Annotated in this window: 25 protein-coding genes, 1 pseudogene and 2 riboswitches; of the genes and pseudogenes, 12 read left to right on the top strand and 14 right to left on the bottom strand. The window is 66.1% G+C overall.

Going from position 1 to position 24,223, the window contains the following annotated elements:
* The 4 genes and pseudogenes from DXK94_RS05065 to DXK94_RS05050 form a co-directional block, all read left to right on the top strand.
* Positions 1-259, top strand: a pseudogene (locus DXK94_RS05065) (hypothetical protein); the annotation flags it as partial.
* Positions 260-368: 109 nt separating this feature from the next.
* The gene (locus DXK94_RS05060) at positions 369-1,565 is read left to right on the top strand and encodes a YihY/virulence factor BrkB family protein (protein WP_115524105.1); all 1,197 of its coding nucleotides are present in this window, start codon (positions 369-371) and stop codon (positions 1,563-1,565) included.
* Between the two features lie 331 nt (positions 1,566-1,896).
* Positions 1,897-2,154, top strand: a complete 258-nt coding sequence (locus DXK94_RS05055; protein WP_115524104.1) for a hypothetical protein — start codon at positions 1,897-1,899, stop codon at positions 2,152-2,154.
* Between the two features lie 139 nt (positions 2,155-2,293).
* Positions 2,294-2,470 carry a CsbD family protein gene (locus DXK94_RS05050; RefSeq protein ID WP_079598594.1) on the top strand — a complete coding sequence of 59 codons (177 nt, stop codon included), beginning with the start codon at positions 2,294-2,296 and terminating at the stop codon, positions 2,468-2,470.
* Between the two features lie 78 nt (positions 2,471-2,548).
* Here DXK94_RS05050 and DXK94_RS05045 read toward each other — a convergent pair whose 3' ends face one another.
* The 3 genes from DXK94_RS05045 to DXK94_RS05035 form a co-directional block, all read right to left on the bottom strand.
* Complete coding sequence (locus DXK94_RS05045) at positions 2,549-3,025, bottom strand: Dps family protein (protein ID WP_115524103.1); 477 nt, start codon at positions 3,023-3,025, stop codon at positions 2,549-2,551.
* Between the two features lie 109 nt (positions 3,026-3,134).
* Complete coding sequence (locus tag DXK94_RS05040) at positions 3,135-3,812, bottom strand: O-methyltransferase (RefSeq protein WP_079598598.1); 678 nt, start codon at positions 3,810-3,812, stop codon at positions 3,135-3,137.
* Between the two features lie 74 nt (positions 3,813-3,886).
* Positions 3,887-4,210, bottom strand: a complete 324-nt coding sequence (locus tag DXK94_RS05035; protein ID WP_079598599.1) for a thiamine-binding protein — start codon at positions 4,208-4,210, stop codon at positions 3,887-3,889.
* Between the two features lie 119 nt (positions 4,211-4,329).
* Between DXK94_RS05035 and DXK94_RS05030 the strand changes: the two genes are divergently transcribed.
* Together DXK94_RS05030 and DXK94_RS05025 are read left to right on the top strand one after the other, a co-directional pair.
* Positions 4,330-4,977 (top strand): TetR/AcrR family transcriptional regulator, encoded by a 648-nt coding sequence (locus DXK94_RS05030; protein ID WP_079598600.1) that lies wholly within the window; start codon positions 4,330-4,332, stop codon positions 4,975-4,977.
* A gap of 176 nt (positions 4,978-5,153) precedes the next feature.
* A complete protein-coding gene (locus DXK94_RS05025) occupies positions 5,154-5,378 on the top strand; it encodes a hypothetical protein (protein ID WP_079598601.1) in 225 nt (74 codons plus the stop codon).
* 99 nt (positions 5,379-5,477) lie between these two features.
* Here DXK94_RS05025 and DXK94_RS05020 read toward each other — a convergent pair whose 3' ends face one another.
* The 7 genes from DXK94_RS05020 to DXK94_RS04990 all read right to left on the bottom strand — a co-directional run bounded on the left by DXK94_RS05020 (position 5,478) and on the right by DXK94_RS04990 (position 10,307).
* Positions 5,478-5,774, bottom strand: coding sequence for a hypothetical protein (locus DXK94_RS05020; protein WP_115524102.1), 297 nt, complete (start codon positions 5,772-5,774; stop codon positions 5,478-5,480).
* A gap of 84 nt (positions 5,775-5,858) precedes the next feature.
* Positions 5,859-6,116 carry a hypothetical protein gene (locus DXK94_RS05015; protein ID WP_115524121.1) on the bottom strand — a complete coding sequence of 86 codons (258 nt, stop codon included), beginning with the start codon at positions 6,114-6,116 and terminating at the stop codon, positions 5,859-5,861.
* 140 nt (positions 6,117-6,256) lie between these two features.
* Positions 6,257-6,568: an AzlD domain-containing protein gene (locus DXK94_RS05010; protein WP_079598603.1), complete on the bottom strand. Its 312-nt coding sequence runs from the start codon at positions 6,566-6,568 to the stop codon at positions 6,257-6,259.
* On the bottom strand, positions 6,565-7,395 hold the full coding sequence (locus DXK94_RS05005) for an AzlC family ABC transporter permease (RefSeq protein ID WP_258868439.1): 831 nt from the start codon (positions 7,393-7,395) through the stop codon (positions 6,565-6,567). The genes DXK94_RS05010 and DXK94_RS05005 overlap by 4 nt, the downstream gene beginning before the upstream one ends.
* Positions 7,392-7,937 (bottom strand): hypothetical protein, encoded by a 546-nt coding sequence (locus DXK94_RS05000; RefSeq protein ID WP_115524101.1) that lies wholly within the window; start codon positions 7,935-7,937, stop codon positions 7,392-7,394. Before DXK94_RS05000 ends, DXK94_RS05005 begins: the two co-directional genes overlap by 4 nt.
* Before the next feature lie 98 nt (positions 7,938-8,035).
* Complete coding sequence (locus DXK94_RS04995; protein ID WP_115524100.1) at positions 8,036-9,400, bottom strand: CoA transferase; 1,365 nt, start codon at positions 9,398-9,400, stop codon at positions 8,036-8,038.
* Between the two features lie 7 nt (positions 9,401-9,407).
* Positions 9,408-10,307, bottom strand: coding sequence for a glycerophosphodiester phosphodiesterase family protein (locus tag DXK94_RS04990; RefSeq protein ID WP_115524120.1), 900 nt, complete (start codon positions 10,305-10,307; stop codon positions 9,408-9,410).
* A gap of 49 nt (positions 10,308-10,356) precedes the next feature.
* Here DXK94_RS04990 and DXK94_RS04985 point away from each other — a divergent pair, with 49 nt between their 5' ends.
* Positions 10,357-11,706: a DUF445 domain-containing protein gene (locus DXK94_RS04985; protein ID WP_181884738.1), complete on the top strand. Its 1,350-nt coding sequence runs from the start codon at positions 10,357-10,359 to the stop codon at positions 11,704-11,706.
* Positions 11,707-11,802: 96 nt separating this feature from the next.
* Here the strand turns inward: DXK94_RS04985 and DXK94_RS04980 are convergent, their stop codons facing one another.
* The 4 genes from DXK94_RS04980 to DXK94_RS04965 all read right to left on the bottom strand — a co-directional run bounded on the left by DXK94_RS04980 (position 11,803) and on the right by DXK94_RS04965 (position 15,823).
* Positions 11,803-12,552, bottom strand: a complete 750-nt coding sequence (locus tag DXK94_RS04980) for a LamB/YcsF family protein (RefSeq protein WP_079598607.1) — start codon at positions 12,550-12,552, stop codon at positions 11,803-11,805.
* Positions 12,536-13,348 carry a hypothetical protein gene (locus tag DXK94_RS04975; RefSeq protein WP_115524119.1) on the bottom strand — a complete coding sequence of 271 codons (813 nt, stop codon included), beginning with the start codon at positions 13,346-13,348 and terminating at the stop codon, positions 12,536-12,538. The genes DXK94_RS04980 and DXK94_RS04975 overlap by 17 nt, the downstream gene beginning before the upstream one ends.
* A gap of 85 nt (positions 13,349-13,433) precedes the next feature.
* Positions 13,434-14,297, bottom strand: a complete 864-nt coding sequence (locus tag DXK94_RS04970) for a methylenetetrahydrofolate reductase (RefSeq protein WP_258868436.1) — start codon at positions 14,295-14,297, stop codon at positions 13,434-13,436.
* The gene (locus DXK94_RS04965) at positions 14,294-15,823 is read right to left on the bottom strand and encodes an amino acid permease (protein ID WP_258868435.1); all 1,530 of its coding nucleotides are present in this window, start codon (positions 15,821-15,823) and stop codon (positions 14,294-14,296) included. Before DXK94_RS04965 ends, DXK94_RS04970 begins: the two co-directional genes overlap by 4 nt.
* 150 nt (positions 15,824-15,973) lie before the next feature.
* Positions 15,974-16,072: riboswitch (glycine riboswitch) on the bottom strand.
* A gap of 210 nt (positions 16,073-16,282) precedes the next feature.
* A riboswitch (glycine riboswitch) is annotated at positions 16,283-16,383 on the top strand.
* Between the two features lie 178 nt (positions 16,384-16,561).
* Between DXK94_RS04965 and gcvP the strand changes: the two genes are divergently transcribed.
* From gcvP to DXK94_RS04940, 5 genes are all read left to right on the top strand, one after another.
* Entirely contained in the window at positions 16,562-19,414 is a 2,853-nt protein-coding gene (gene gcvP, locus DXK94_RS04960; RefSeq protein WP_115524098.1) for an aminomethyl-transferring glycine dehydrogenase, read from the top strand.
* A gap of 73 nt (positions 19,415-19,487) precedes the next feature.
* Positions 19,488-20,636 (top strand): glycine cleavage system aminomethyltransferase GcvT, encoded by a 1,149-nt coding sequence (gene gcvT / locus DXK94_RS04955; protein ID WP_115524097.1) that lies wholly within the window; start codon positions 19,488-19,490, stop codon positions 20,634-20,636.
* A 186-nt stretch (positions 20,637-20,822) separates the two neighbouring features.
* A complete protein-coding gene (gene gcvH / locus DXK94_RS04950) occupies positions 20,823-21,206 on the top strand; it encodes a glycine cleavage system protein GcvH (RefSeq protein WP_115524096.1) in 384 nt (127 codons plus the stop codon).
* Positions 21,203-22,528, top strand: coding sequence for a serine hydroxymethyltransferase (gene glyA / locus DXK94_RS04945; RefSeq protein ID WP_115524095.1), 1,326 nt, complete (start codon positions 21,203-21,205; stop codon positions 22,526-22,528). Before gcvH ends, glyA begins: the two co-directional genes overlap by 4 nt.
* Before the next feature lie 239 nt (positions 22,529-22,767).
* Positions 22,768-24,210, top strand: coding sequence for an L-serine ammonia-lyase (locus tag DXK94_RS04940; RefSeq protein ID WP_115524094.1), 1,443 nt, complete (start codon positions 22,768-22,770; stop codon positions 24,208-24,210).
* Positions 24,211-24,223 lie beyond the last annotated feature (13 nt).

Here is a 24,223-nt window from a genome sequence, read left to right as displayed (position 1 = left end):
GTCCCTGATCCCGGCCAGCCAAAAGGAACGCGAAGCGGCCGACCAGCTCAAGACCGCCGCGCAGCCCCTGGCCACCCAGGTCACCGACGCCGCCAAGGACATGGTCCAGGACCTCAAGGAACCGGCCCAGGAAGCCATGGAAAACGTCAAGGCCACCGCCACCGACGCAGCCCAGAACGTCAAAGCCGAAGGCCAGCACGCCGCCACCGACGTCAAGGACCGCGCCACCGACGCCAAAACCAACGTCCAAAACACCTGACCCGCCACTGGACGCGGCACCAAGAGGCACGAGCACCATCTGAGAGGCCGGCCCCGCCATCCGCGGAGCCGGCCTTTCAGTTTTCGCACCCTTATCGAGAGGACACCCCATGGCCACTCATGACGCATCCGAGACCAGCACTGCCAAGGCAGGCCAGGCCCCGGATCCAAATGATTCACGGAAACCGGACAGCCCCAAGGACTTGGACAAGCCGAACTGGAAGTACATTGCCAAGAAGACCCTGCGGGAATTCAACAAGGATCAGTGTCCCGACCTTGCCGCGGCCCTGACCTACTATGCGGTGCTTTCGCTGTTCCCGGCCATCCTGGCACTCGTTTCACTGATCGGGATTTTCGGGGATCCGCAAAAAACCACCGACGCCCTCCTGCAGATCGTGCGTGGTTTCGCTCCGGCTGAGACGGTCAACACTGTCAGCGGCACCGTCGCGGAACTGGCCAACGCGCCGGCCGCAGGGTTCACGCTGGTCATTGGCCTCGCCACCGCCCTCTGGTCCGCGTCGGGGTACGTAGGGGCTTTCGGCCGCGCCATGAACCGCGTCTACGAGGTGGATGAGGGCAGGGCGTTCATCAAGCTCCGCGGCACCATGCTCGCAGTCACGCTGCTCGCCATTGTGATCATTGCCCTCCTCGCCGGCATGCTGGTCCTCAGTGGCCCGGTCTCCGAGGCCGTGGGCGGGCTGATCGGCCTCAGCGGCGTGTTCCTCACGGTCTGGAACATCGCCAAATGGCCGGTGATGGTGGCCCTGATCATCGTCATCATCGCGGTCCTCTACTACGCCACTCCCAACGTCAAGCAGCCAAAGTTCAAGTGGATGAGCATGGGTTCCGGCATTGCCCTGTTCGTGTTCCTGCTCGCCTCGCTCGGCTTCGGGTTCTATGTGGGTAACTTCGGCAACTACAACAAGACCTACGGTGCACTGGGCGGCGTCATCGTCATGCTGCTGTGGCTCTGGATCCTGAACATGTCGCTGCTCTTCGGCGCAGAGTTCGACGCCGAAATGGAGCGGGGCCGCCAGCTCCAGGCAGGTATCGAGGCGGAAGAGACCATTCAGCTGCCGCCGCGTGACACCAAGAAGAGCGAAAAGCTGCAGAAACAGGAAGAAGAGGACATCAAGCACGGACGGGAACTGCGCGAGAAGTACAGCGCAGATGACGACCAGGCTGACGATTCAGGCGAGGACCGGAGCTCAGGGCGGGAAACGCAGCCGCACCGCGACCGCGTCCGCGACAAGGTGCAGGACCGCACCACGCGCGACGACGACGGCCAGGGAAACGGCGGCCGTTAGGCACGCAGCCCAAAGGACTAGGCAGGACCTCCACAATGGGGGAAAATTGTTGTGGAGGTCCTGTTCAAGTTTCCCGGGTTGTCGGCAGCCCGGGGCAAGGCGGGGCCGGCGGTGAGATGGCCTCTTCTGAGACCGAGGCCAGTCCCCCCAGTCGCCGTCGGCCCCCTCGATCCGGTTGAACCGGCGGGGGTCCCGGCACATTTAGAGGGCACGACTGGACAAAATGATCCGTACTGCAATACTTTCATGATTACTCTGCTGGCCCTTTTGGTGCCGGCAGGGCCGCTGAAGCAGATACGGCGGGATCACGGTCGACCCTTAATGAGCGGACATGCCTGCTACCCACTTTGAAGATTTTCTTGCCGAAGCAGTTGTTCCGGACAGGGAGCCCGGACTGGGCCTCGGACGCGACGAGCTTTATGGCCTATACACCAGCTGGTGCCTGCTCCACAAAGCCCAGCTGCAACCTCCCGAAGCCCTCTGGGAAGCGTTGCAGGAGCAGGGCATCAACCCCGACAGCAACAACTTCTCAATGACGGGTCCTGCCGCGGCTGACTACATCGTCGCCAGCGCTCCTGACCTGGTCTGACATTCCCGCCCTGCCTTTGCTGGCTTTTTGCAGGTCAGGCGCATGCGCGCATCTGTTGCAGTGTTGTGCGTCTGGCTAGCATAAAAGCATGACCGGCGGCATTCTGGTCCGCCGGTCACCAGCCGAAGGGAGAAATGCCATGGGTTTGGATGACAAGATCGAGAATGCCGCCGAGAAAATGGGCGGCAAGGCCAAGGAAGCCTCGGGCCGGGCTACGGATGATCCGGCGCTTGAGTCCGAAGGCAAGATGGACCAGAGCAAGGCCGACCTGAAGCAGGCCGGCGAGAAGGTCAAGGACGCCTTCAAGAAGGAATAGGTCCAGGCACAAGGGCTGCTGCGTTTACCGCAGCAGCCCTTTTTCGTGTCCGGCTTGCCGGATGAGGGTTCCGGACGCTTACGACGACGGTTCGGTCACCGCAGCGGAGGCGGCCATGATTTCGGCGTTGACCATCCATGCCAGCTGTTCCAGGCGCTCAATGGCGGCGTGCAGCAGGTCGGCACTCGTGGGATCTTCTTCATCAACCTCGTCATGCACGTCGCGCATCGTCTTCACGGCGCGTTCCAGCCTGCCGGTGATCAGCTTGACGGTGTCCTTGGTGGAGGTCAGGCCCTCCGGAAACTCCTCAAGGCGGTTGTCCGCCGTGACCGTGCTGCTGCGTCCGTCGGGAAGGGCATGCAGGGCACGCATCCGCTCCGCTGTCTGGTCCGCGAAGAGCCGTGCGGCAGCAATGATCTCATCGAGCTGAAGGTGCAGGTCCCGGAAGTTGGTGCCCACCAGGTTCCAGTGCGCCTGCTTACCCTGCAGGTGCAGCTCAATCAGGTCGGTGAGGACCATCTGCAGGTTGCTGGCAAGGGTGGGTGACGCTTTCATCATTTTCCTCCGTTGCGGCCTGTCCGGCTTCCCGTCAGCCGGACGCTTATGCTCAGCATACTTACAATTGGGGTGCGGCCAGTCAAACCGGCCCCAGACCGGAGACGCGTCAGAGGATGCGGGCCAGCGCGAATCCGTCCCAGCCCTTGGAACCCACCGTTTGGATGACCGTTGCGTCCAGCGCCGGGTGCTCCCCCAGCAGCCTGAGGGCCTCGATGATGCCGGGGGCGTTGACCGGGTCCATGGACGGGTCCAGCACCGCACCTTCCCAAATGGTGTTGTCCAGCACCACGGTGGCACCCGGCCGCCCCAGCCGCACCGCCCACTCCAGGTACTGGCTGTCGTTTTCCTTGTCGGCATCGATGAAGATGAAGTCGAAGGGCTCCCTGTCCTCTTCCTCGAGCGAAGCCAGGGTGTCCAGTGCAGGCCCCAGCCGGATCTCCACCTTCTCGCCCAGCCCGGCAGCATCGATGTTGGCCCAGGCCACTTCCGCATGCTTGGGCAGGAATTCGCACGTCACCAGCGTGCCGTCGTCGGGAAGGCCGCGGCCCATCCAAATGGTGCTGAAACCGGCGAGGGTTCCGATTTCCAGGATGCGGCGGGCGCCGGACAGCTGGACCAGGAGCTTGAGGAGCTTTCCCGCGTTGGGTGCCACCTCGATGGCCGGCATGCCCGCCTCGGCGGCGGAGTCAATGGCCTGCTGCAGTGCAGGGTCCGGATGAACCACAACGTCAGACAGGAACTTTTCGGTGGCGATCCACTCCGGACGGGGCTTGTGCTCGAACATTGCCACAGTTTGGCACGGAGCGACGTACGGGTCCAGAGACTGGCAGGTCCTGGAACTCCCCGGAGGCCTGCGGCTCAGGAACCGTCGGTCAGGGCTTCCTCCAGGCGGTCCACCTTGGCAGTGAGTTCACCGGTGTAGCCGGGCCGGATGTCAGCTTTGATCACCAGGGACACCCGGCTGCCGTACTGCCCCACTGCCTCAGTGGCGCGCTTGACGACGTCGAACACCTCGTCCCATTCGCCCTCGATGGTGGTGAACATCGAATCCGTCTGGTTGGGCAGTCCCGACTCCCGGACGATTTTCACCGCGGCGGCAACGGCGTCGTGCACGGACGCGTCACCAGGCCGGGAACCTTCGCTGGGAACGCCGGAGGGGGCAACGGAAAAAGCAAGCAGCATAAGGCCAGTCTGCCACGCGCCAGGGGCCGGTGCAGGGGCGGATGGGGTGCTTCCGTCACAATGAGCACCTACCCCCCAGTAACGGTGAACGCCTGCAGCTCCGTTGCTAACCTTTTCGCATGAGTCTCGCCGTCGCCCGTAAGCCCCTTCGTGCCGACGCGGCGCGCAACGTGGACAAAATCATCACAGCGGCGCGGCAGTGCTTCCGTGAGTTTGGCCCGGATGTCCCCCTGCAGACCATCGCAGTGACCGCCGGCGTCGGCCCGGCCACCCTCTTCCGGAATTTCGCGGACAAGGAGGAACTGGTCCTTGCCGCGCTGAACCGGCAACTCCGGCTGACCGTGGATCCCGTGATTGACGGTGCCCTGGCGGACATCGACGCCGCTGCGGGCCTGTTCCGGGTGCTGGAGGCGCTGATGGATGCTGCCAGCGCGGACGCCAACCTGCTGGGAGCCGTGGCCGGGCGCCGGGAGCTGCTGACCGGCATTTCGGGTTCCCTCATGGAATCCATCAGCGTTTTGTTGGTCCGCGGCCAGGGACAGGGGAGCCTGCGGGCGGACATCTCCATGACCGATATGTTCCGCCTGCTCGCCATGCTGATCGGAGTGGTGGACACCATGGAACCGGGCTCGGACGCCTGGCAGCGTCCGCTGGCTCTGGTGGAAGATGCCATCCGGACCACGCGGCCAAGCCGGCCGCTTCCTGCCCACGTGCCGGTGCCGGCTTCCGCTTCCGCCGCACTGCCGGCCGGTATCCTGCCCGGGTAGCTTGCTGCCCACGGATATGTACCAGCCTTCATAGCCTCCAACTTCGACCATTGTGGGCGCCCAGCAGGTGCCATAGACTTCTAGAGGGTTACGCAGCCAGCCTCTGTACATTCGAGATGGAGAGCCATCCCCATGAAGCAGTTCCTGCATTTCCGGCGCCCAACGGTCGCAGTGCGATGAACAGTTCCAAGCTGTCGCGCTACCTCAACGATCCGCGGGGGCCTGAAGAGGTCCTTCCCACGCTCACCTCGGGGGAACTGGCGGACCTGCTGGACGGCCTCTACCAGAATCTGGACACTCCCGAACCGGAATTTGGCGCGGAGGCCTGGTACGAAATGGCCGTCGAAGAGAGCTGCCGCAGGAGCGTCTCGCCGGACGGCGCCGCCCACGGAGTGGCATAGCAACTCCCCCGGTCCCTGGGCCCCCGCAATTCCCACCCTGCGCATCAGGGCTTGTATCCGCGAGCCAGGGCTTCTTTCCGCCAGGCTCTTTTTGGCCTGCTAGCCGCGATGTCCGGAGCCGTTGTGTTCAGGGTGCTGGTGGTGTTCGTTGGGGATGTGGTCCTTCGCCTGCAGGAGATGCTGCTGCAGCTTCTCCTCGGCGTCCCGGCGGCGCCGCGCGGTATCACGCATTTCCCGGGTGGATTCGGATCCCCGGGGGTCAAGATAGCTGGTGCGGGATTTTGCCTGGTACTCCCCTGCCGGCATACCCGGCAGTTGCTTTTCGGCGGATTTTTTCCCGGCGTCCCCGGCGTCCCGGGCGTCTTCCGTCTCTACGGGCGGTGACTGTTCGTTCATCTGGTACCTCCTCCTGGCCGCCGTGACATGGTGCGGCCCTTTCTTCAGTCCATCACAGTTGGACTTTTGGATGCTGGCAGGATGTCAGCCGCGGGCAGCGTCTCCCCGCTTACGGATCTCCTGCCGCACCAGGGCCTGAAGCGCCGGAATGGGCGACGACGGATCAAGGTCAAGCGAGTGGCCCAGGCTTTCGGAGAGCTGCTCCAGGTCCTCCGGCGGGACACCGGACAAACCGGCGTAGCGGGTGTAGAAGCGTTTGGGGGGCAGCCCCGCCCGCCGTCGGGCGTTTTTGTGGTGGGGCCTGCCGGCTCGTTCTCCGGCAGCGTGCAGCTGATTGTCCATTGTCGCCATTCGCCGAACTTCCGCGGCCAACTGCATCAGCCGGTTTCATAGTACAGCCGCAGGCACGCATCCGGCGTGACCTGCATCACGCAGATTGCGGCGCGGCACGTCGCATGCTTCCGTCCCGCCCGGATTCGGTGTCAGTTCCACCCGAGCATGCGCAAGAGGGCGGCAGCACCTGCACCTGCGAGGACCACCACCAGGAACGGGGCCCGGAGCGCCAGGGCTATGGCTGCCGCGGCCAGGGCGCCCAGCCGCGCGTCGGCGGCCAGCGCCTGACCGGACGCCACCGCGTTCACCACGGTCAGGGACGCGAGCAGTCCGATGGTCATGGTGCCGGCGATACGGGACATCCGCGGGTCCTCCAGGAACCGTGCGGGCACGAAGTAGCCCACCAGCTTCCAGGCGTAGGCCAACACACAGGCAAGCAAAAGCCAGAACCAGAGGCTCATGAGTCAGCTCCCGGAACGGTGCCGTCCCGGCGGCGGTACCGGCCGCCGTCGTGATCCTCCTGGCTGCCCTGATCTCCCTCATTTCCCCAATGGGTGTACCGCCGGCCGTCGTGGCCGTGATGCTCGCGGTACGGCTCCACATCCGGCTCCAGGCCCTCGTCGCTGCGGCCGTGGCTGAACCAGCCGATCACCGCGGCAACCACGGCAGCCACCAGGATGGGCACGCCGGCCGGAACGAACGGCACGGCGATCACCGTGGCCAAGGCGCACACCACGGCAATTGCGACGGGTTCACGGCCCTTGAGCCGCGGCCACAGCAGCGCCAGGAAAGCGGCCACGGCAGCACCATCGAGTCCCCACTGTTTGGGGTCGCCCAGCCCGCTTCCGGCGAACGCGCCCACGGCCGTGAAGAAGTTCCAGAGCACATAGATCCCGATGCCGGCGGCCCAGAATCCCCGGCGCCGCTCCGCAGGATCGGTCTGTCCGGTGCTGGTGGCCGTGGATTCGTCGATGGTCAGCTGGGCACAGACGTATTTGCGCCAGCCGGTGGGCCGCAGCAGGGCGTTCAACTGCATCCCGTAGATGCCGTTGCGCATGCCCAACAGCGTGGCGGCACTCATCGCGGCGATGCCGGAGCCGCCGCCGCCCACCACCCCGATGAAAGCGAACTGCGAGCCACCGCTGAACAGCAGCAGGCTCAGGGCCATGGTCTGCCAGATGTCGAGCCCGGATGTTACGGACAGCGCCCCAAAGGACACCCCGTACAGACCCGTGGCGATGCTGATGGAGATGCCCACCCGCACTGCCGGAGATGCCAGCAGCTTCACCGCAGCAGCCCTGCTGTCAGGCTGGACGGCGCCGGCCTGCGGAGGCTCCACGCCCACAGGATGAGCGGGGCCTGGAGCGGCAGGCGCACCGTATGCATCTTCCGCTGGGCAGGAGTACCGTGCGGACCGTAGGCCTGCCGGAGCGCATCCACATGTCCCGCCAGGAACGCGGTGAACATCGCCGCGAGTCCGGTGGCGGTCGCCTTCCGCGTCAGAGGGACAAGGATCCCGACGGCGGCGGCCAGTTCCAGCAGTCCGCTGGCTGCGATCCATTCCTCCCGTGACAGCACGGCGAACGGACGTGGAGGCTGCGCACTATGGCGTGGGCCGGCGTCGGGCGTCCCTGCACTTCCGTCTGCGGTGCTGCCTGTGCTGGCGGCGCCGTCTGCGGCTGATGCGTCGTCTCGGCAGAGGTAGCCGGGAACCACCTGGTGGTAAAAACCGGGGTTCCGGAAATGCTGCCTGGCGCTGGCCAGGAGCAGGGCGCTCATGGCTGCGGCGGAGAGGTTCCGGGCAGCCCGGTCGGACCGGGGAGAAGACATGGCTCCACTCAATCACAGGCGCAGCCGGTGGTTGAAACCGCCCGCTCCGCCGTGATGCGTCGTTCCTCCCGGCAGGCGTCAGGTCGTCAGGGGCGTCGTCAGGCCCATGCCAGCCCCGAGCTGCCATAGGGCGGCGGAGGGTTGCGGTAGTCGAGCGGGTGGCCGTCGATCAACAGCGGCGGCCGGACATAGCGCAGCTCCCCGAAGGAGCTGGGCATGGTCCGGTATTCGGGCCCGGGCAGTTCTGCAGCCTCCTCCAGGTTCTGAGGCAGGGACATTAGCTCCTCGGCGGTCCTGGCCAGGGACAGGCGGCCTGCTCCACCCAGGCCGGTCTGCCGGCGGACGGCGAGCAGGGCGACAGCCGCGGCAGCAGCGCCGTACCCGGTGGCGTGGTCCAAGGCCTGGACAGGCAGGGCACCCGGCCGCCATCCGCCGTCGTGCCCCTTTCCGTAGAGGTAAGCGATCCCGCTGGCGGCCTGGACGACGCTGTCGAAGCCGCGGCGCGCGCTCCAGGGCCCTGCACCGCCCCAGCTGTCGAGCGTGACCACCACCAGGTCCGGGCGGGAAGCCAGCAGCGCGCCGGCGTGCAGCCCGAAACGGTCCAGAGCCCCTCGGCGGTAGCCGCTGACCACCACATCGGCGTCCGCCAGGAGCTGCTGCAGCCGGCGCTGGTTTTCGGGGGTGCCAAGATCCGCCTCGGCGCTGCGCTTGCCGAAGCAGGTGTCAACGAACTGGTCGGGAAGTTCGGGCATCGCGGGCGGGTCGATCCGCAGGACCTTCGCCCCCAGTGCTCCCAGGAGCCTGGTGGCCACAGGACCGGCGATGACCCTGGTGAGGTCCAGGACCCGGACATCTGCGAGAGGTCTTGCGGGATCTGTGGCATGGTGTGGCGCCGGCGCTGGTGGGATGTCCATCCCGGTCAGCTCAAGCCCCGCCCCGGGCTTGGATAGCCCCAGCCCTGCGTGTTGACCATCGGGAAAAGTGACGGAGATCCACGGGCCGGAGCCCGCCGCCTGACCCATTCCGGTGGCGAGCCAGCCGCTGCGCGTCCGGACGGCAGCGGCAATGCCGCCGAGGCCCTGAATTGCCGCTTCGGCCTCCAGCGATGTCATCTCCAGGAGGGCGGCTTCGACGTCCTCCGGGCTGCCGGCGCCGAGCGCCTGCCTCAGCCGCTTCTCGTGGTGCGGGTAATTGGCGTGGAGCCGGATCCAGCCGTCCTGCGTGCGCCGGAACCCGGACAAAGGCGCGAACCCCTGCAGCTTCCGGCCGGCAATCCGAAGAAGGCCTGAGGAATCGAAGGCGGCCGCGGTCAGCTGTGAGGTGGTGGTGAACCGGCCAGGCGATCCCGCGTAGAGGTTCAGGGCCGCGGCCGCAGTACTCACGGCCCCCAGGGCAAGCCCCTCAACGTCCAGGGGACCTGCCCACCAGCGGCGGGGGCCGCCGTCGTCCGGGTACCTGCTCACGCCATGCCTACCTTCCCTGCGGCGAGGCCACCTGCAGCTGGTTCAGCACCCGGGCGGGCACGTTGGTGGTGATTTCATGGATGCCCAGCTCCTGGCAGAGCGCCACGTCCTCCGCGGAATCCACCGTCCACACCCGGAAGCGCCGGCCGGCATCCAGCCAGCGCCGTACTGTGTCCGGATGCTCGCGCACGTAGTCGATGCCCGGGCCTGCAAGGCCTGCCAGCCGCGCGTCCAGGATCCGCTCGGCCTCCAGCTGGGTTGCCTTCATGAGGTTGGCGATGGCTCCGCCGGTGATCAGTCCCAGGCCCAGCCCACCGCGGATCTCGTGGATATTGATGTCGTCCACCAGCTGGCAGATGTACTGCGCCGGTACAGAATGGAGCAGGTGCCGGACGGAATCCGGGCTGAAACTCATGAATGTCACGGCGATGTTGTCCACCGTTGAGCCTGCCGCGTTCCAGCCTTCGCCCCGGAGTACCTCCAGCACCCGGTCCTCCAGCTTGAGCTGATAGGGACTGGGGTGCTTCAGTTCGATGGCGAGCTTTACCGGCCGTCCCGCTCCACGGAGGATATCGAGCAGCTCCGGAAGGGTCAGGAACTGTTCAGAGCGTGCCCCGTAGACCTCCGGGATGCGGGCGCCCTTCCACGACGAAAAGTCCAGGTGGCGCAGCTGGCGCAGGGTCCGCTCCGCCACGGGCCCCGTTCCGTCCGAGGTGCGGTCCAGGTTGGCGTCATGCAGGAGGACCACGTGCTGGTCGCGCGTGAGGTGGACGTCGCACTCGACACCGTCGGCTCCGTCCGCCAACGCCTGCAGGTAGGCGGCGCGGGTGTGTTCGGCGAACGCGGCGCTGGCACCGCGGTGCGCAAAGACCAGGGGCCGCTGCGGCACCGACTCCTCACTTGTCATGGAGACACGGTAGCCGACCACACCCCTGCTGCGGGGCTAGGCTTGGCACATGCAGGTGAACTCTGAGCCAACTACCCAGGAAGCCCCGGCCCAGCCAGCCCGCGCGGTGCCGGCCAACGCACAGGCAGGTGCCGCCGCCGTCGGCCGCCAACTCAGTGCCGGTGATGCCGAAAAGGCGGCAGCGCTGCGGAAGATGAAGCTGCTGGCCTTGGGCCTGCTGGTGGTCATGGCGGTGATTTTTGTCTTCGCCTTCGCGCTGCAGAAGGAGTACCCGTGGCTGCAGTACGTGCGCGCGGCGGCCGAGGGCGGCATGGTGGGAGCGCTGGCCGACTGGTTCGCGGTGACCGCGCTGTTCAAGTACCCGATGGGCATCAAGATTCCGCACACGGCGATCATTCCGCGACGTAAAGACCAGATCGGCGCCTCGCTGGGCGAGTTCGTGGAGACCAACTTCCTCTCCGAGCAGGTGGTGCAGGAGAAGCTGGCAAGCGTCAACATTGCCCGCCGCGCAGGCGAGTGGCTGGCCACACCGGCCGGCGCCGACCGGGTGGCCAAAGAGGGCGCGGCGGTCATCCGGGGCCTGTTCAAGGTCCTGAACGACGACGACGTCCAGGCCGTCATCGAGGGAATGGTGCGCAAGCACCTTCTCACTCCGCCGTGGGGACCTCCGGTGGGCAGGATGGCGGAGCGGATTTTCCACGACGGGCACCACCACAAGCTGGTGGACCTGCTGGTGGACCGCGCGGCCGACTGGGTCAGCGAAAACCACGAAACGGTCAGCCGGCTGGTCTCGGAGCGTTCGCCAACCTGGGTGCCGCAGTTCGTGGACGGGCTGGTGGGCGACAAGGTCTACATCGAGTTCCTCAAGTTCGTGCGTGCCGTGCAGTCCGATCCGAACCACCAGGTCCGGCAGTCCATCGACAAGTACCTGAACGACCTTGCCCAGGACCTGCAGCACGATCCTGTGATGATCGCCCGCGCCGAGGACATCAAGGCCCAGGTCCTGGGCGACCCGGAGGTCCGGGAACTCGCGTCGCGCACGTGGGGAACGGTGAAGAACGCCCTGCTCGGCGCCGTGGAGGATCCGGACAGCGACCTCACCATCAAATTCAAGGCAGCCGTCCGCGACTTCGGCTCCAGGCTGGTCAACGACCCCGAACTGGCCGGCAAGGTCAACGCCTGGATCGGCGACGCCGCCGGCTATTTGGTGCGGACGTACAGGTCCGACATTGCCGGGGTCATCACGGATACCGTTGCCCGCTGGGACGCGGAGGAAACCTCGCAGAAGATTGAGCTGCAGGTGGGCAAGGACCTGCAGTTCATCCGGATCAACGGAACGGTTGTGGGGTCCCTGGCGGGGCTGGCGATCTTTACGGTGGCGCACCTGATTTTCGGGTGAGCAAGCTCCTGTGCACAGCAACGCGGGGTCAGGCAACGCCCCATAAACGGCCTCCGGCGGGCCAGGAGTGACCCCGCGTTGCTTGAGGAGGGCGGCCTACGCGAACGGCTCCAGCTCTACGCCGGCTGCCTCGAGTCCTGCCCGGACGCCCGCGGCCATCTCCACGGCACCGGGGGTGTCGCCGTGGATGCACAGGGAATCCGGCCGGACCTGCACCACTGTTCCGTCGACGGCCACAACTTCGCCCTTGGTTGCCAGGCGGACTGCGCGCTCAACGATCGCATCGACGTCGTGCAGCACGGCACCTTCCTGCGAGCGCGGCACCAGCGTGCCGTCGCCCCGGTAGGCGCGGTCCACGAAGGCCTCGATGAACACCGGATGCCCGGCTTCCTGTGCCTGCTTCAGCAGTTCCGAGCCCGGCAGTCCCAGGATGGGCAGCCCGGGATCGTACGCGTTCACGGCTGCAACCACAGCCGAGGCCTGCCCGGCGTCATGGACCAGCCGGTTGTACAGCGCGCCGTGGGGCTTCACGTAGTCCACGGAGGCACCCACGGCATGGGCAACGCCGTCGAGCGCGCCCAGCTGGTACAGCACGTCGCCGAACAGCTCATCGAAGCTTGTGTCCAGGGAGCGCCGGCCGAAGCCGGGCAGGTCGCGGTAGCCGACGTGCGCACCCACCGTGACGTCGAGCTCGTAGGCTGCCCGGCAGCTGTCCAGCATGGTGATGGGGTCCCCGGCGTGGAACCCGCAGGCCACGTTGGCGCTGGTCACCAGCTGGAACATCGCGGCGTCGTCTCCCATCGTCCAGGAGCCGAATGATTCGCCGAGGTCAGCGTTGAGATCCAAGTGTGTTGCCTTCCAGCGTCAGGTTGTCCGGAGCGGTAGCGGTGGGCTTAAGCTCCCCGGGAATGGTGTCCGGCATGGGGCCGAACGCTTCCTTGGCGTTGGACACCACCGCGCGGCCCATCATGAGGTTACCTGCTCCACCCACCACAGCCCCGATGCCGAACGGCAGGGCCCTGCCAAACAGTGCTGTGCCCTGGCGCTTGAGGAGGTTTTTGAAGAAAGCCTTCTGGATCCTGCTCCGGATGCTGCTGAATCCCGGCATGGGCATGGACTTGGAAAGCATGCTGCCCCAGGCCCTGGTGGCGTTGACTCCGCTGCCCGCGGCCTGGCCGCTCAGGGTTCCCAGCAGCGCTGTCCCCTCTTCGCCAAGCATGATGGCCATGACCATGGTGCTGGCCTTCTCGGGGTTGGTGAGGCGGATGCCGTGCAGCTCCGCCAGTGACGTCGCGTACAGAGCTGTTGCTTCCAGGAACCCCACGGTGGCGGCCGCGGACAGTCCCAGCGACGCCACCGTTCCCACCCCGGGGACGACGGCGGTAGCGCCCACCACTGCACCCCCGCCGGTGACGGCACGGAGGTAGTCGCGTTCCAGGATGTCCGCCAGCTGCGCCGCGGTGGCGCGAGGATGCTTCTTTTGCAGCCGGCGGATGTAGGCCACCACCAGTGGACGCTGGATTTCCACCGCCTTCAGGAGCATGTTGTGGACGCCCGGCTTGGGCTTGCCGTCGGCGTCGAACACCGCGTTGTGGGCGGTTTCCTGTGCGATTCGTACTGCGGGATTGCTGCTCTTGGCCATGGTCACCTTCATTCAAATCGACCTGCAGCGGTGGGCTGCCGTGCTTCTCCATCCTAAGTGGATCAACACTAAGCATGCTTAACTTCTATGACGTGGCCTGCGGGTTTCCATGGCCCAGGCTGTTGAAGGTGTACAGGTGGATGCCTGCAATCTCCGGAACATCGCGGAGCTGGTCCAGGATCGGCAGGGGCGAGTAGCTGCTGCCGCTGAGCAGACGGCGGCCGAGCGGCCCCTGCCGGGTGAGGAACTTCAGGGACGGGCCGACGCCGATCTTTGCCGCGAGCGCAATGAGCTTGGCACGGGGGACGGCGCCGGGCACCCCCGCCCAGATGGGCAGCTGGACACCTTCGCGCCGGAGGGTTTCCGCGTACCAGCTGATCCGGGGAACGGAAAAGCACATCTGGGTGGTGACGCCGGATGCCAGGTGCTGCTTTTCCAGCAAGGCGTCGAGCATCTGGAGCTCGCCGTGATGCGGGTGCCCTTCCGGGTATCCCGCCACTCCCGCCGAGATGTCCCCGCCCGACAGCTCCATGATGTCCTCCAGCAGTTGAAGGGAGTTGCTGTACGGGCCCGCAGCTTCCGAAGCATCACCGCCGATGGCGAACACCTCCCTGATCCCTGCATCCCGGCAATCCCGCAGCGCGGCTTCCAGCTGCCCGCGGCTCCCGATGCTCCGGGCAGCAAGGTGCGGGACCACGCTGTATCCCATACCGGCCAGCTGCAGCGCCGTCTGCATGGTCCGCGCGATGCCATGGTGCGGCAGGCACGTCACGGTGATGGTGGACCCCGCAGGAACGTGGGCCCGGACGCCGGCGGTAATGCCCTCCGTCGGGATGATCTCCAGCCGGGTGGGAAGGCTCCTGACTTCCCGGGACGCCCGCGTGTGTGGTTTGGTGCCTGACCGGGTGACCCGCTCGCTTGCCGCACCCGTCAGTTCCGTGCCGATCACTTCGGCGCCTGCTCTTTCTGGGGAGTCCTGTCGTTCACTGCCCCCTTGCTGCGGCCCGCTGCAGCCTCATCGGCCCGGAGCTCGGCCTGGAAGACGGCGAAGCGGGCGAGATGTGCCGGCCGGCGCCGCAGGATGGCCCACGCAACGCCCAGCACAAGGAACCATGCGGGGGTGACCAGCAGCGCGGCTAGGGTGTCGGGCTGGGTGGTGAGGGCCCAAAGGACGAAGGCGAAGAAGGCGAAGATCAGCCACACCACGGGGATGCCGCCGGGCATTTTGAACGCGGACGCCGCGTGCAGGTGCGGGCGGCGGCGCCGGAAGGCGAGGTAGCTGGCAAGGATGATGGACCAGACGAAGATGAAGCAGACGGCGGACACGGTGGTGACCATCTCGAAGGCCTTGCCCACGTCCTGGCCGGCATACATCAGGACGACGCCGGAGAGCAGCAGCACGCAGGACAGGAACAGCGCGTTGCTGGGTACTTTCCTCGTGGAGAGGCGGCTGAAGATGCCGGGAGCGTCGCCTTCCTGTGCCAGGCCAAAGACCATCCGGGACGTGGAGTAAATGCCCGAGTTGGCGGAGGACATGGCGGAGCTCAGGACCACCAGGTTGACGATGGTTGCCGCGGCTCCAAGCCCGGCCAGGGAGAACATTCCGATGAAGGGGCTGTGGCCGGCCGCGAACTGGGTCCAGGGGGTGACGGACATCAGGATGATCAGGGCGCCGACGTAGAAGAGCAGCACGCGGATGGGGATGGCGTTAATGGCCTTGGGCAGGTTCCGTTCAGGATTCTTGGCCTCGGCGGCCGTTGTGCCAACAAGCTCGATGCCGACGAAGGCGAAAACGGCGATCTGGAAGCCGGCCACGAAACCCATGAATTCGTTGGGGAAGAAACCGCCGTGGCTCCACAGGTTGCTGAACCCGGCGGCTCCTGCTTCGCTTTGGAACCCGGTGAAGATCATGAACAGGCCCACGATGATCAGCGCTGCGATGGCGATGATCTTGATGAGGGCGAACCAGAATTCCGTCTCACCGAACGCCTTCACGGTGGCGAGGTTGAGCAGCAGGAGAATGGCGACCGTGGCCAGCCCGGGGATCCAGAGCGGCAGCGAGGGCCAGAGTTCCCGGGAGTACCCTGCGATGGCGATGACGTCGGCGATGCCGGTGATCACCCAGCAGAACCAGTAGGTCCATCCCGTGAAGAACCCGGCCCAGGGCCCCAGGAGGTCGGCCGCGAAATCGCTGAAGGACTTGTAGTTCAGGTTGCTCAGCAGCAGTTCGCCCATGGCCCGCATCACGAAGAAGAGCATGAACCCGATGATCATGTACACAAAGATCACGGACGGGCCAGCCGCGGAGATTGTTTTGCCGGAGCCCATGAAGAGGCCTGTGCCAATGGCTCCGCCGATGGCGATGAGCTGGATGTGCCGGTTGCTGAGCTGCCGCTCCAGGTGCGGGGGTTCGCGGTGTGGGGCTTTGCCTGGGTGTGGTTGGCCGCTGGGGGACGTCGGGGGATGAATCGTCATGAGGAACTCCATCGTTCAAGCAGCACCGTCAAGTGCCACAAAGATTCGGTTCCTCCCCGCTCTGTACAGGACCTGAGAGTTTCCGCAGCCATAAAGGCGTGCTTGCACCGTCGGTGAGCCAGGACCTGCCTGGCTGCTTTCCAGAGTTGCCTTTCCGCGGCGGTACGGGGGCCTGAGAGTTTCCTGGGGAGGGTTTGCTCCTACGGCGCCTGCTGAATGTACCGGGCAGGACTCTCCCGCCGCAGGTCAAAGGCATTTTAAGTTAGAAGTCATGATCAGTTGCGAAGCAGCGCCGATCACGGGTTCAGTGTGGTTCCGGTCACGAACGATTGTCAAACCCCTGCCCGCAACAACGTCGCCAAACCGCTGCTCCCGCCCGTCATGACTGGACGGATTTGCTTTCGAAGCCCTTCAGCCTGTACCTTGTGAGCCGAATCACCCATATTTGAATAAGCCTTTCGAGCTGTGACGGGAGAGTCCTCCCGGAGCAACACCGGGCAGGCGCCGTAGGAGCAAATCCTCCCCAGGAATCTCTCAGGCCCATGTACCGTCACGGCGAGGCGACTCTGGAAAGCAGCCCGGCCACATCCCTTTGACGAGGGGTCCCGGACTCACCGACGGTGCAAGGCGGGCCCTGCCACAAACAGGCTCCACCGGAATCTCTCAGGTCCAATACAGAGCGGGGAGGAACCCAAACCATGCCGTGCCACCCGTGGCCGGCCAGACCTGGAGTTCCTCATGACGATTCAATCCCTTCCATCGACTTTTGCCGACCGGCACATCGGCGCGCGCCGCCAGGCCGACGTCGACGCGATGCTCAAAGCCGTGGGCTACGACAGCGTGGACGGTCTCGTGGACGTTGCCGTCCCTGCCTCGATCCGCCAGGACAACGCCCTCCGGCTGGCAGCCGCCATGAGCGAGGTTGAGGTCCTGGCCGAGCTGCGCCGGATCGCCGCCAAAAACAAGACCGCGGTCCAGATGATCGGCCAGGGCTACTACGACACCATCACCCCGGCCGTCATCCGCCGCAACGTCCTGGAAGCGCCGGCCTGGTACACGGCCTACACCCCCTACCAGCCTGAAATTTCCCAGGGCCGGCTTGAGGCGCTGCTGAACTTCCAGACCATGGTCCAGGACCTGACCGCGCTTCCGGTCGCCAACGCCTCGCTGTTGGACGAAGCCACCGCCGTGGCAGAGGCCGTGCTGCTGATGCGCCGGGCCAATAAGAATAAGGACGCCAAGGACGGCAAGACCGTCCTGGATGCCGATTGCCTTCCCCAGACCATCGCCATCGTTCAGGGCCGCGCCGAGGCGCTCGGCTTCGAGGTGGAGGTCGCCGACCTGTCCAACGGACTGCCCGACGGCGCCATCAACGGCATCGTGCTGCAGCAGCCCGGCGTCTCGGGCCGGGTGTGGGACCAGTCGGGGGTCATCGCTGAAGCCAAGGAACGCGGCTCCCTCGTCACCGTCGCTGCCGACCTCCTCGCCCTCACCCTGATCACCCCTCCAGGCGAGCAGGGCGCCGATATCGCCGTCGGCTCCACCCAGCGCTTTGGCGTTCCGCTGTTCTTCGGCGGCCCGCACGCGGCCTACATGGCCGTCCGGACCGGCATGGAACGCACCCTGCCGGGCCGCATCGTCGGCGTGTCCAAGGACAACGCAGGCGCCCCCGCCTACCGTCTCGCGCTGCAGACCCGCGAGCAGCACATCCGCCGGGAAAAGGCGACCTCGAACATCTGCACCGCCCAGGCGCTGCTCGCCATCGTGTCCTCCTTCTACGCCGTTTACCACGGCCCGGACGGGTTGAAGGCCATCGCCGAGAGGGTCCACAACAACACCCGGGTGCTCGCCACCGCCCTCGCCAGGGTGGGCCGGGAGCTCGTCAGCGACTCCTTCTTCGACACCCTTACCATCCGTGTCCCCGGCAAGGCCCGCAAGGCCATCACCGCGGCTGAGGCCCGGGGCATCAACCTGCGCTTCGTCGACGAAGACACTGTTGGTGTTTCCATCGATGAGACGACGACGGCGGCAACACTTTCCGCTGTTGCCGTCGCCTTTGGCGCCGGTCCCATCGGGGACGCACAGGGCTACGAGCTGCCCGAAACGGTGCTCCGCACCTCGGGCTACCTGCAGCACCCGGTGTTCAACACCCACCGCTCCGAGACCCAGCTGCTGCGTTACATCCGCCGCCTCTCGGACCGCGACCTGGCGCTGGACCGTACCATGATCCCGCTGGGTTCGTGCACCATGAAGCTGAACGCCACCGTGGAGATGGAAGCCATCTCCTGGCCCGCATTCGCCTCGATCCACCCGTTCGCCCCCGACTCGCAAACTGAGGGCTGGCGCGAACTGATTGAAGGCCTGGAAGCCGACCTCACCGAGATCACGGGCTATGACCAGGTGTCCATCCAGCCCAACGCCGGTTCCCAGGGTGAACTTGCAGGGCTGCTGGCGATCCGCGGCTACCACCTGTCCCGCGGCGACGACCAGCGCAATGTCTGCCTGATCCCGGCGTCCGCGCACGGCACCAACGCTGCCTCCGCGGTCCTGGCCGGCATGAAGGTTGTTGTGGTGGCCACCGCCGCCGACGGAACCATCGACCACGCTGACCTGACCGCGAAGATCGAGGCCAACAAGGACGTCCTGTCCTGCATCATGATCACCTACCCCTCCACCCATGGCGTGTACGACGCCGACGTCCGCGAGGTCTGCGACGCCATCCACGCCGCGGGCGGGCAGGTCTACGTCGACGGGGCAAACCTGAACGCGCTCGTTGGCCTGGCGCAGCCGGGCAAGTTCGGCGGCGACGTGTCGCACCTGAACCTGCACAAGACCTTCTGCATCCCGCACGGCGGCGGCGGACCCGGCGTCGGCCCGGTTGCTGCCAAAGCACACCTGGCACCCTTTATGCCGGGCGACGCCAATAAAGCCGCGCATGAGGAGGGCCACGGCGTGGCCATCAGCGCGTCCCGCTTCGGCTCCGCAGGCGTGCTGCCGATTTCGTGGGCATATGTGAAGCTGATGGGCGGCGAGGGCCTGACCGAGGCTACGAAGTCCGCGCTGCTGGCGGCCAACTACGTCGCTTCCCGGCTGAACGAGTTTTTCCCGGTCCTGTACACCGGTGAGGGCGGGCTCGTGGCGCACGAGTGCATCCTCGACCTGCGCGAGCTGACGGCGAAGACGGGCGTCACTGCCGAGGACGTGGCCAAGCGGCTCATCGATTTCGGCTTCCACGCCCCCACGCTCGCCTTCCCGGTGGCCGGGACGCTGATGGTGGAGCCCACCGAGTCGGAGGACCTCGCCGAGATCGACCGCTTCATCGACGCGATGATCACCATCCGCGCCGAAATCGATCAGGTGGCCGCCGGGGACTTCACCCTGGAAAACTCGCCGCTGCGCAACGCACCCCACACGGCAGCCGCCGTCGTCAGCTCTGACTGGGACCGCGCCTACCCGCGCGAGCAGGCCGCCTTCCCTGTCTCTGCACTGCGGCAGGACAAGTACTTCCCGCCCGTCGGCCGGATCGACGGCGCAGCCGGGGACCGCAACCTCATCTGCTCCTGCCCGCCGCTCGAAGACTTCGAAAACTAATTCGCCCGTTGGTTGAGCCTGTCGAAACCTGGATCTCGACAGGCTCGACCACCGGCAACAGTAAGGATTCCTGATGACCGAGAAATACACTGCCCTGTTCGAGCAGCACAAAAAAGCCGGCGCCTCCTTTACGGACTTCGGTGGCTGGCAGATGCCGCTCAAGTACGCATCAGAGCTGGCGGAACACCGCGCGGTCCGCAATGCTGCCGGGTTGTTCGACCTCTCCCACATGGGTGAAGTCTGGGTGACCGGTCCCGACGCCGCAGCGTTCCTGGACTACGCCCTGGCCGGAAAACTCTCCGCGGTTGCCGTCGGCAAGGCGAAGTACTCACTGATCTGCGACGCCGACGGCGGCATCATCGACGACCTCATCTCCTACCGCCGCCCTTCCCCGAAGGAAGGCGTGGACCAGTACCTGGTGGTTCCCAACGCGGGCAATGCCGCCGTCGTGGCCAGGGCACTCCTGGAGCGGGCGGCGGACTTCGATGTCGCCGTCGAGGACGCCTCTGCCGACACTTCGCTGATCGCCATCCAGGGACCGGCGGCCGAAGAAATCCTGCTGAAGCTCGTCCCGGCGCACCAGCACCCGCTGGTCACGGAACTCAAGTACTACGCCGCCGTTGAGGTGGGCATCACCGTCAGCGGTGCGGTCCAGGATCTCCTTGTGGCCCGCACCGGGTACACCGGCGAGGACGGCTTCGAGATCTACATCGGCAACCTGGACGCGGCCGGGCTCTGGGACGCGCTGCTGGAAGCAGGTGAAGGCTCCGGCCTGATCCCCGCCGGCCTCGCCGCCCGCGACTCGCTCCGCCTTGAAGCCGGCATGCCGCTGTACGGGAACGAGTTGTCCCGCCACGTGAACGCCTACTCCGCGGGCCTCGGCCCCGTTGTGTCGCTCACCAAGGAGAGCGACTTCGTGGGCAAGGAGGCGCTGGCCTCAATCAAGGCTGCCGGATTCGGATCAACGGTCGGCCAAAAGCTGGTGGGCCTCAAGGGAACCGGCCGCCGCGCAGCCCGCGCCCACTACCCCGTCCTCAAGGACGGCTCCCTGGTGGGGGAGGTCACCTCCGGCCAGCCCAGCCCGACGCTCGGCTACCCCGTGGCCATGGCCTACGTCGACGTCGAATTCGCCACCCCCGGCACCGTCCTGGACATCGACCTCCGCGGCAAGCCAGAGAAGTTCGAAGTAGTTGAACTCCCGTTCTACAAGCGCACGAAGTGACTCCCGTTGAGTGACGCCGGGGCTGACATCCTCTGCGTGCTCGGGCCCACGCCGTCAGGGTTCCCTGGCCGAGCTTGCGAGGTTAGGGAAACGGTGGGGAGCACGCTGCCGGATGCCAGCCCCATCGTCACCATTTGAACCTCCGACGCTCCATCACTTTCAAAACACGAACCTAAGGAATTACACATGAGCAAAGTTATTGCTGAACTGAAGTACTCCGCCGAGCACGAATGGGTTGCCGGTGACGGGTCCGGGCCCACGGGGGTCGGGATTTCCGCTGTCGCCGCCGACGCCCTGGGTGACATTGTGTACGTGGACCTCCCCGATGTTGGCTCGACGGTTACTGCCGGCGAAACCTGCGGCGAGGTGGAATCCACCAAGTCCGTGTCCGACCTCTACGCCCCGGTCACCGGCGAGGTCGTCGAGATCAACGACGGCGTCGTCTCGGACCCCGCCCTCATCAACACCGACCCTTATGGCGCCGGCTGGCTCTTCAAGGTGGCGGTCACTGAAGAAGGCCCGCTCATGTCCGCAGAAGAGTACGCCGCAGCCAACGGCGGCGAGCTGTGAGCGGCGCCGCTGCCGCAACGGCAGCCTTCGAGCAGGTCATCTCCCCGTCCCTGGACGCTGACCTGTCCGAGCTGGACCCTGAGATCGCCGCAAAGATCGACGACGAACTGGGCCGCCAGCGCGACGGCCTGGAAATGATCGCGTCCGAGAACCACACGGCCGCTGCTGTCATGCAGGCGCAGGGCTCGGTGCTGACCAACAAGTACGCCGAGGGTTATCCCGGCAAGCGCTACTACGGCGGCTGCGAACACGTGGACGTGATCGAGCAGTTGGCGATCGACCGTGTCAAGGCCCTTTTCGGCGCCGAGTACGCGAACGTCCAGCCGCACTCCGGCGCCCAGGCCAACGCGTCAGTCATGCACGCGCTGATCAAGCCGGGCGACACCATCATGGGCCTGAACCTGGCCCACGGCGGGCACCTCACCCACGGCATGAAGATCAACTTCTCCGGCAAGCTCTACAACGTGGTTCCGTATCAGGTCCGCGAAGACACCCACACCATTGACATGGCAGAGGTGGAGCGCCTGGCCCAGGAGCACAAGCCGCAGCTGATCGTGGCCGGCTGGTCCGCCTACGCACGGCAGCTGGACTTCGCCGAATTCCGGCGCATCGCCGATTCGGTGGGCGCCTACCTGATGGTGGACATGGCCCACTTCGCCGGACTGGTTGCCGCCGGACTGCACCCCTCCCCCGTGCCGCACGCGCACGTCACCACGTCCACCACGCACAAGACCCTCGCCGGTCCACGCGGCGGCATCATCCTGTCCAACGACGCCGACGTGGCCAAGAAGATCAACTCGGCAGTGTTCCCGGGCCAGCAGGGCGGGCCACTCGAGCACGTCATCGCCGGCAAAGCCGTGGCGTTCAAGATCGCCGCGTCTGCCGAGTTCAAGGAACGCCAGGAGCGCGTCCTGGCCGGTGCCCGCATTCTGGCCGAGCGCCTGGTCCAGCCCGACGTCACCGCCAAGGGCATCAACGTGATCTCCGGCGGCACCGACGTCCACCTGGTCCTGGTTGACCTGCGCAACTGCGAACTCGACGGCCAGCAGGCCGAAGACCGGCTCGCGGCGATCGACATCACGGTCAACCGCAACGCCGTTCCCTTCGACCCCCGCCCGCCCATGGTCACCTCCGGCCTCCGCATCGGCACGCCCGCACTCGCCACACGCGGGTTCGGCGAAGCAGCGTTCCGCGAGGTTGCGGACATCATCGCCGAGGCTTTAACGGCCGACGCCGATACGGACCTTTCCGGGCTGCGGAACCGCGTCGAGGCCCTGGCTACAGCCCACCCGCTCTACCCGGGCATCGCAAACCTCGCCTGAGTGGCTTGTCCCGGTTGCTTCCGCGACGGCGGACCGGACTTTTCACGCGTGCCCTGGGCCCACGCCGTCAGGGTTCCCTGGCCGAGCTTGCGAGGTTAGGGAGACGGTGGGGAGCACGCTTTCGAAAAGTCCGGCTCCGCCGGCCCCATATGTGTACGTCACCTTCCGGTGGTTGAGCCTGTCGAAACCCCGGCCCCGCTGTTCCTTTCCCCTTCTCCATTCAGTTAGGAAGACCTGCCATGGCTGTTGGTGTTTTTGATCTCTTTTCGATTGGGATCGGGCCTTCGAGTTCCCATACTGTGGGGCCGATGCGGGCTGCTGCTGTGTTTGCGGAGGAGTTGAAGGCTTCCGGGGTGCTGGCGGAGGTGGCGGGGTTGCGGGTGGATCTGTATGGGTCTTTGGCTGCGACCGGTCATGGGCATGGGACGATGACCGCGATTTTGTTGGGGTTGGAGGGGTTCCATCCGGAGCTGATCCTGCCCGATGAGGTGGAGGCCCGGCTGGCTGCGATAGCGGAGACCGGTGTGCTGCAGCTGGCCGGGGCGGTGGCGTTGCCCTACGGGGTGAAGGACATGGTGCTGCGGCCCTTGACCGTGCTGCCGCGGCACACCAACGGGATGACCTTCACCGTCACCGGTGCCGAGGGCACTGTGCTGCATTCGGCGACGTTCTTCTCGGTCGGTGGCGGGTTCATCGTGCGTGAGGGTGAGGAGGACGCGGCGCAGCAGGAGCTGGAGGAGTCGAAGAAGGAACTGCCGCTGCCGTTCCGCACCGCCGCCGAACTCCTGGAGCACTGCCGCGAAACCGGGCTGGGCATCAGCGATGTCATGCTGGTCAACGAGAAGGCCTCCCGCACGGAGGAGGACATCCGCGCCGGGCTGCTGCACATCTGGTCCGTGATGGAGGACTGCGTTCACACCTCGTTGAAGCGTGAGGGGGTGCTGCCGGGCGGGCTGAAGGTCCGACGCCGGGCCCCGGACTGGTACGAGCGGCTGAAGAAGGAAAGCTCACGCCTGGAACCTGACACCCCGGACAGTGACGGGCAGGACCAGGACTTCCATGACCCGAAGTACTGGCAGGAGTGGGTGAACCTGATCGCGCTGGCCGTGAACGAGGAGAACGCCTCCGGCGGGCGGGTGGTGACCGCGCCGACCAACGGCGCGGCCGGGATCATCCCGGCGGTGCTGTTCTACGCGCTGCATTTCGCCCCCGGCATGGACCAGGCCGGCCAGCAGGACCGCGACGACGTCGTGGTGAAGTTCCTGCTCGCCGCCGGGGCCGTGGGGGTGCTCTACAAGGAACAGGCGTCCATTTCCGGGGCGGAGGTGGGCTGCCAGGGCGAGGTGGGGTCGGCGTCGTCGATGGCGGCCGCGGGCCTGGCCGAGGTGATGGGCGGGTCCCCGGCGCAGGTGGAAAACGCCGCGGAAATCGCGATGGAACACAACCTGGGCCTGACCTGTGATCCGATCGGCGGGCTGGTCCAGGTCCCGTGCATCGAACGGAACGCGATCGCCGCCGCGAAAGCGATCAACGCCGCGAAAATGGCGCTCTGGGGCGACGGCACCCACCGCGTCTCCCTCGACGAGGTCATCATCACCATGCGTGAAACCGGCAAGGACATGTCCTCCAAATACAAGGAAACCGCCATGGGCGGCCTCGCCGTCAACGTCGTCGAATGCTAGCAACCGCTGCCGG

It is taken from the genome of Arthrobacter sp. RT-1, from assembly GCF_003367205.1.
Taxonomy (GTDB): domain Bacteria; phylum Actinomycetota; class Actinomycetes; order Actinomycetales; family Micrococcaceae; genus Arthrobacter.
The sequence above is the reverse complement of the archived record's forward strand: the minus strand, read 5'-3'. Positions and strand labels throughout refer to the sequence as shown.